This window comes from Christiangramia marina (genome assembly GCF_048285865.1).
In the GTDB taxonomy this organism is placed as follows: domain Bacteria; phylum Bacteroidota; class Bacteroidia; order Flavobacteriales; family Flavobacteriaceae; genus Christiangramia; species Christiangramia marina.
The window spans coordinates 1,384,528-1,391,704 of record NZ_JBLVTK010000001.1 but is presented as its reverse complement, the minus strand read 5'-3'; the positions used below and the strand labels follow the sequence as shown (position 1 = coordinate 1,391,704).

The 7,177-nt window shown below is 39.8% G+C and carries 5 protein-coding genes and 1 pseudogene; 2 read left to right on the top strand and 4 right to left on the bottom strand.

What is annotated here, in order from left to right:
• The coding region (locus tag ACNKXS_RS06435) for a hypothetical protein (protein WP_417920113.1) at positions 1-199 on the bottom strand (199 nt) is incomplete at its 3' end.
• Between the two features lie 210 nt (positions 200-409).
• On the opposite strand from ACNKXS_RS06435, the gene ACNKXS_RS06430 reads away from it, so the two are divergent.
• Together ACNKXS_RS06430 and ACNKXS_RS06425 are read left to right on the top strand one after the other, a co-directional pair.
• Positions 410-2,902 carry a zinc-dependent metalloprotease gene (locus tag ACNKXS_RS06430; RefSeq protein WP_417920112.1) on the top strand — a complete coding sequence of 831 codons (2,493 nt, stop codon included), beginning with the start codon at positions 410-412 and terminating at the stop codon, positions 2,900-2,902.
• Between the two features lie 109 nt (positions 2,903-3,011).
• Positions 3,012-3,437: a hypothetical protein gene (locus ACNKXS_RS06425; RefSeq protein ID WP_417920111.1), complete on the top strand. Its 426-nt coding sequence runs from the start codon at positions 3,012-3,014 to the stop codon at positions 3,435-3,437.
• Positions 3,438-3,507: 70 nt separating this feature from the next.
• On the opposite strand, the gene ACNKXS_RS06420 is transcribed toward ACNKXS_RS06425, so the two are convergent.
• The 3 genes and pseudogenes from ACNKXS_RS06420 to ACNKXS_RS06410 all read right to left on the bottom strand — a co-directional run.
• Positions 3,508-6,243, bottom strand: a complete 2,736-nt coding sequence (locus ACNKXS_RS06420; protein WP_417920110.1) for a heavy metal translocating P-type ATPase — start codon at positions 6,241-6,243, stop codon at positions 3,508-3,510.
• A 112-nt stretch (positions 6,244-6,355) separates the two neighbouring features.
• Positions 6,356-6,676, bottom strand: coding sequence for a four-helix bundle copper-binding protein (locus ACNKXS_RS06415; protein ID WP_417920109.1), 321 nt, complete (start codon positions 6,674-6,676; stop codon positions 6,356-6,358).
• A gap of 207 nt (positions 6,677-6,883) precedes the next feature.
• Positions 6,884-7,177, bottom strand: a pseudogene (locus ACNKXS_RS06410) (hypothetical protein); the annotation flags it as partial.

Here is a 7,177-nt window from a genome sequence, read left to right as displayed (position 1 = left end):
CAAACATTCCACCAAGTTTTCCAGCCATATCACCAAGATTTCCAGCATCTCCATCACCTTTTAGATAAGAATCAAGATGTTTCGACATTGTTTCAGGCATTCTGTCCTTTAAAATTCCAGAGACCACCTGTACTGCAATTTTTGCCTGAGATTCTGAGATTCCCGCTTTTTCTGAAACCATTTTTACTATTTCTTCCATAATTTGAGTTGTTTTAGTTCTAAAATCAACTAAATATAACAAAACGACTCTTAAATTTTATTCCTTCAGTATTATAAATTCTTTTAACTTAATTTTAAACCTTTCAGCAATTTGCTAGTCCTAAAACTGCCGGGGGCTAAAGGTTCACCATAATCAAGAATATGAAATCTTTACTTTCTGCTCAACTTATTAACTAAAAACAAACTATTTATGATTAAGAATCAGAGCTTTAAGCTTATGCTTATCGCCCTTTCGTTATCGGTTTCCAGTTGTGCTGTTTTTCAGAAACAGGATAAAAAGGATGCTAAAACTGCTTCATCTGAAGAATCCAAAAAGGATAAAGATGGAATGAAGCCTTACGCAAAGGTAATCACCAAAGATGCGAAATCAGACGAAGGTCTGTTCACCGTTCATAAGGTTGATGAAAAGTATTTCTACGAAATTCCAGACAGCCTTTTTAACCGAGAAATGCTTACCGTTACAAGAATCGCTAAAACTGCCAGCGGAATTGGTTTTGGTGGTGGAAAACAAAATACTCAGGTTCACAGATGGCAGAAAAAAGGTAATAAGGTGCTACTAAGAGTAGTTTCTTACGATATCTATGCTGCAGATTCTCTTCCAGTACATGAGGCGGTAGTAAACTCAAACTTTGAGCCTATTGTTGAATCATTCGATATCAAAACAGTAGGAAAAGACAGTATCTCTAAATCTACTGTCATCGATGTTACAGATCTTTATACCAAAGATGTACAGGCACTTGGATTGCCCGACAGAACCAGAAAACAGTACAAAGTTTCCAGGTTAGATGATAACAGATCTTATATAGATACAATTAGATCTTACCCTGAAAACATCGAAATTAGGCACGTAAAGACCTATAATGCTGGTGATCCACCATCCAATGAGAGTCTTGGTTCCATTTCACTGGAATTCAGCAATTCGATGATTCTTCTTCCAAAAATTCCTATGGAAAGAAGGTATTTTGATGAACGTGTTGGTTGGTTTACTACTGAACAAACAGATTATGGTCTTGCGGCTCAAAAAAGTGAAACGGTGGAATATCTTGACCGCTGGAGACTTGAAGTTAAAGATGAGGATATCGAGAAGTTCAAAAATAGGGAACTGGTTGAACCAAAAGAACAGATCGTATACTATATCGACCGTGCAACACCAGAGCAATGGGTTCCATTCATCAAGCAGGGAATCGAAGACTGGCAGGTTGCTTTTGAAGCAGCAGGTTTTAAAAATGCCATTGTCGCCAAAGATGCTCCTACTGTAGAAGAAGATCCGGACTGGAGTCCTGAAGATGTAAGATATTCTACAGTTAGATACCTTGCTTCTCCAATTCCAAACGCAAACGGACCTCACGTAAGTGATCCACGTTCGGGAGAAATTCTTGAATCTGATATTAACTGGTATCACAATGTAATGACTCTTCTTAGAAACTGGTTCTTCGTACAAACCGCAGCTATTAACGAAGATGCGCAGGGAGTTGCCTTCAAGGATGAAGTTATGGGAAGACTTATTCGTTTTGTTTCTTCCCACGAAGTTGGACATACTTTAGGTTTACCGCATAACATGGGAAGTAGTGTTGCTTACGCTGTGGAAGACCTTAGAGATCCGGAATTCACGAAAGAATTTGGAACAGCTCCATCTATTATGGATTATGCTCGTTTCAACTATATAGCACAACCAGAAGATGGTGATGTAGCGCTGATGCCAGAGATCGGGCCATACGATAAGTATGCGATCGAGTGGGGTTACAGACCAATTCTTGACAAAGAAGGAAAGGAAGAAAAAGAAATTCTTGACCAGTGGATCCTTAAGCATGCAGGAGATGCTAAATATCGCTTCGGAAGACAGCAAAGTGGTGTGATAGATCCAAGTTCTCAAACTGAAGACCTTGGTGATGACGCAATGCTTGCCAGCGAATACGGAATCAAAAACCTTAAGAGAATCGTTCCAAAATTGATCGAGTGGACAGCTGAAGATGGTAAAGATTACGATGATCTTGATGATCTTTATGGTCAGGTACTTTCACAATACAATCGTTATATGGGTCACGTGACCGCTAATATTGGTGGGGTGTATGAATATTACAAAACCTACGATCAGGAAGGTGCAGTATATACTCATGTAGATGCTGAAAAGCAGGAAAGAGCTATGGAATTCCTACAAGAGCAATTATTCACAACTCCGGAATGGATGATCAACCAGGATATTTTTAATAAGATCGAATTTGATGGAAATATTGAACGAATTCGCGGAATGCAGGAAAGAACTTTAAATAACCTTCTTGACTTCGGAAGAATGGCGAGATTGATGGAAAACGAGGAGATCAATGGAAAAGATGCTTATTCTTTACTGGATATGATGACCGATCTTAGAAAAGGCCTATGGAGCGAGATCTACAATGGAAGATCTATAGATCGTTATCGTAGAAATCTGCAACGTGCTTACGTAGAAAAAATGGGTGAACTAATGACTGAAGAGCAGGATGAGATCCCGGCGCGTTACAGAAGCTGGGTTACCAGAAGTAACGTAAATGTGGCACAAAGTGATATTCGACCGGTTGTACGAGGTGAACTTACTACGCTACAGAGACAGCTTAGAAACACAGTAAATTCTGGAGATACGCTAACGCGCTATCATAAGCAGGATCTATTGAAAAGAATTGACCTCATCCTTAACCCGATGAAATAGATTTTTATTTAAATGATACAGAAAAGGCAGGATATTTGAATCCTGCCTTTTTTATTTAAACCTTTTTAAAAAAAGAGGGTCTTATTTGTATAACTAAAAATGTTGGAAGATGAAAAAGATGATCACCGTATTATTTCTTGCGCTTGGCTTGAGTACTTTCGCGCAGGAAAGAGGAGAAGGCCGTAAAGATCTTAGTAATGAAGAAATGGCTACGCTTAGTGCGAAAAGACTGGCGATGCAGCTAGATCTCAACGAAGACCAGGAAATGAAGCTTAAAACGCTTTATATGACCAGAATGGATGCGAAAGAAGAAGGCCGTGAAGAAAATGCTGAAAAACGCGCTAAAATGATGGAAAAGCGTGAGGAGATGAAAGAGAAGCGTGAAGAAATGCGTGAAAAACGAGAGAACGAATCTGAAGAAATGAAAACAGAGCTTCAAAAAATTCTTACTGCTGAGCAATTCCAGAAATGGGAACAACTACAGGAAAAAAGACGTAAAGGTAGAAGATCTGGAAATGGCAGAATTCAAAACTAAAAATTTAGGTGTTAAGTTAAGTGTTAGTTAGTTGAAAAAACGGGATCTCAATAGATCCCGTTTTTGATTTTCAATCCTTCAGATCTGCGGTTTTCAACCTCAGCGCATTCGCAATTACTGAAAAACTGCTAAAGCTCATCGCAAGAGCAGCAATCATTGGTGAAAGTAAAATTCCGAAGAATGGATAAAGTACACCCGCTGCGATAGGGACACCTACTGTATTGTAAATAAGTGCGAAAAAGAGATTTTCCTTAATGTTCCTCATCACTTTCTGGCTAAGTAAAATCGCCTTTCTTATACTTCTTAGATCACCATTAACTAACGTAAGAGCAGCGCTTTCTATAGCCACATCTGTGCCGGTTCCCATGGCAATTCCTACATCTGCCCTGGCAAGTGCCGGTGCATCATTAATCCCGTCTCCTGCTACTGCCACGATTTTCCCACTTTTCTGCAGTTTTTCGACCTCCTCCAGTTTATGATGAGGTAACATTCCAGCTTTAAAATTTTTTATTCCAATTTCACTGGCCACTGCAGCCGCGGTATTTTTATGATCCCCTGAGATCATGATCACATCGATGCCATGATTTTGCAGATCTGAGATCACTTTTTTTGTTCCTTCCTTGATCTTATCGGTAATCACCACAAAACCTTTTGTGGCAGCATTTATAGCTACGTAACTTACTGTATTTCCTCTCTGTTGTTCTTCGGAAACATTTGCAGCAACATCTGAAGAAATTTCAATATTATTAGAATCCATGAGAGCTTTGTTACCTATCAAAACTTTGCTTTCTTCAAAAGTCCCTGTCACTCCCTTACCTGTTTCCGACTTAAAATCTGAAGTTTCTATAAGTTCTATTTCGTTCCTTTCCGCATACTTCACAGTAGCCTGAGCCAACGGATGTTCACTGTTCGTGTTCAGACTCGCAATAATTGCTGTTAATCTTCCTGAAGTATATTCCGAAGAGACCGAAACTACTTTATCCACACATGGCTTACCTTCTGTTAGGGTTCCGGTTTTGTCGATTATGAGCGTATCCACCTTATTTAGCCGTTCCAAGGATTTTGCATTCTTTATTAATATTCCATTACCGGCACCGCGACCAATTCCAACCATCACAGACATTGGAGTTGCCAGACCAAGTGCGCATGGACAGGCGATAATCAAGACAGCAATTGCATTTACGAGCGCATAAACCAGTTGAGGTTCTGGTCCAAATATTGACCAGACTATAAATGTGATTACCGAAATAATGACTACTACAGGCACAAAATATCCGGAAATTTTATCTGCTAATTTCTGAATGGGCGCCTGGGATCTACTGGCTTCATTTACCATTTTGATGATCTGGGCAAGTAAGGTATCATCCCCCACTTTTTCAGCCTGCATGATGAAAGATTGATTTCCATTGATCGTTCCAGAACGAACTTCATCTCCCTTCATTTTATCAACCGGCACTGGTTCTCCGGAGATCATCGATTCATCTATACTACTTTTTCCTTCTGAAATCTTACCATCCACAGGGATCTTATCTCCTGGCTTGATCTTTAAAAGATCACCTTTTTCAATCTTGCTGGTGGAGATTTTCTCTTCTTTACCGTCCTTGATTCTAAGCGCAGTATTTGGTTGTAACTTCAACAATTCCTTGATAGCCGAATTGGTTTTGCTGTGTGCCCTGGCTTCCAGCACCTGTCCCATTAACACCAAAGTAAGGATGACGGTTGCGGCTTCAAAATAGACATGTACCGTACCCGATTCTGTTCTGAATTGCGCCGGAAAGAATTCTGGCACCAGCATTCCAAAAACACTGAAGATCCAGGCTACTCCTGCTCCAATTCCAATGAGTGTAAACATATTCAGATTCCACGTTACGATAGACCTCCAGGCACGCTGAAAAAACATCCAGCAGGCGTAAAATACTACAGGAAGGGATAGTCCAAATTGGATCGAGTTCCAGGTCTTGACATCAAACCAGCTTTGTAAGCTGTTATTCGGAACCATGTCTGACATGGCAATAATGAAAATTGGGAGTGTAAATCCTATGGCGATCCAGAACTTGCGAAGTAATTTTTTATAGCCATTTTCTTCGGCTGAAGGTTCCGGTTGCTTCGGCACAAGATCCATTCCGCAAATTGGACAATCTCCGGGTTCTTCCTTACTTACTTCGGGATGCATAGGGCAAGTAAATTCAACCGGCTTTTGATTGGTATTGACCTCCTCGACAAGGTCCATCCCGCAAACAGGGCAATCACCAGGTTTTTCGTAGGTTTTATCACCTTCACAATGCATAGGACAATACCAGACACCCTTCCCGTTTCCAGCAGATTTTTTGACTTCTTTACTTTTTTCAACTGGTTTTTTTGTACCAGGCATATGGATCGTATAGTTCCCTCCTGCTTCTTCCAGCGCTTTTTGTAATTCCTTCAGCGAAACTGGTTCTTTCATTTCAAGAATTGCTTCTTCATGATGAAGATCCACTTCCGCAGCATCAATTTTATCAAGATTCCCAAGTGCTTTTTGAACATGCATCTTACAACCATTACAGGTCATTCCATGAACGTCATACTTTTCAACGATCTTCCCATTTACATTCGTTTGGAATTCTTCAATACCATAATTCCCGCCTTCGGACTCCAGTTTATTTCTAAGTACCGAAATATTAAGATCCTGTTCTGCCGATACAGTTGCAGTCTCATTATGCAAATTCACTTCCACATGATCCACAGCTTCGATCGCTGCCAGAGTTTCTTCCACATGCTGGCGACAACCATTACAGCTCATCCCAGTAATTCTATAAGTTCTTTTCATAAGGCATCATTAATTTGCAAAAATAAGGCTAGTTGTCACAAGTAAGTTTTAATCCTATGCGAATAACTTTCAGAAATTAAAAAAAGCTCTGCGTTATACAGAGCTTTAAAATTTATGCTGCGTAAGCTTCACAGGCTTCTACGCATTCCCGGCAGGCTTTCGCACAATCCTGACAATGCTTGTGTTCGTGCTTACCACACTCATCTGCACAGGCCTGGCAAACTTTCTTACAATAATCTACTAATCCCTGTACATCCTGGTAATTCGTCGCAAGTACCTGATTTAATGTAGAGCACACCTCTGCACAAACTCGATCTGTCCTAATGCAATCTTTCATCATTTTGACATTCTCCTCGTCCAGACAGGCATCTGCACAATAGTTACAGTAGTTAATACAATTCCCTAGTGCGCTAATAAGTTTCTCATTTCTCATAATCAATTGATTTTTTAAGGTTGAAACTCAATTTAGCAAGGAAGTATCACGATAACTTTTAAAATTTTGCTAAGTTCTTTCAGTTTTAAAGCTTTTTAACTTCCGCAGCCATAGATTAAGAACTTTTAGGATCTACCACCGCAACTGGTCTAAAGAAATCTGAAACCTGGTAGCTTAAAAACTGAATATAACTTTGCTAGTTAGTTTTTACTGAATGGTCTCTTCAACACGGCCACATTTCAGCATTATATCACCGTAGTAAGGGTTTCTAATCTGTTCTGAAGAAGAATACCAGTAGTCTCCTTTACCTTCAAAAGCCATCGGGCAATAATGTTTGAAAATCTTACCTCCGGAAATTGCATTTTTCAACACAGAATCCATTACCGCAGTAAGTTCGGAGAATTTTTCCCTTTGAATATTCACATCATCTGAAGTTGCAATAGCTTCAGCGATTGTGGCAACTTCGCTACCCATTGCATTCAGTTTGGATTGTAAATTAGA

Excerpts from the sequence above, each read along its gene's own strand:
- ACNKXS_RS06430 (WP_417920112.1), top strand. The coding sequence starts at position 410 with ATGATTAAGAATCAGAGCTTTAAGCTTATGCTTATCGCCCTTTCGTTA.
- ACNKXS_RS06425 (WP_417920111.1), top strand. The coding sequence starts at position 3,012 with ATGAAAAAGATGATCACCGTATTATTTCTTGCGCTTGGCTTGAGTACT.
- ACNKXS_RS06420 (WP_417920110.1), bottom strand. The coding sequence starts at position 6,243 with ATGAAAAGAACTTATAGAATTACTGGGATGAGCTGTAATGGTTGTCGC.
- ACNKXS_RS06415 (WP_417920109.1), bottom strand. The coding sequence starts at position 6,676 with ATGAGAAATGAGAAACTTATTAGCGCACTAGGGAATTGTATTAACTAC.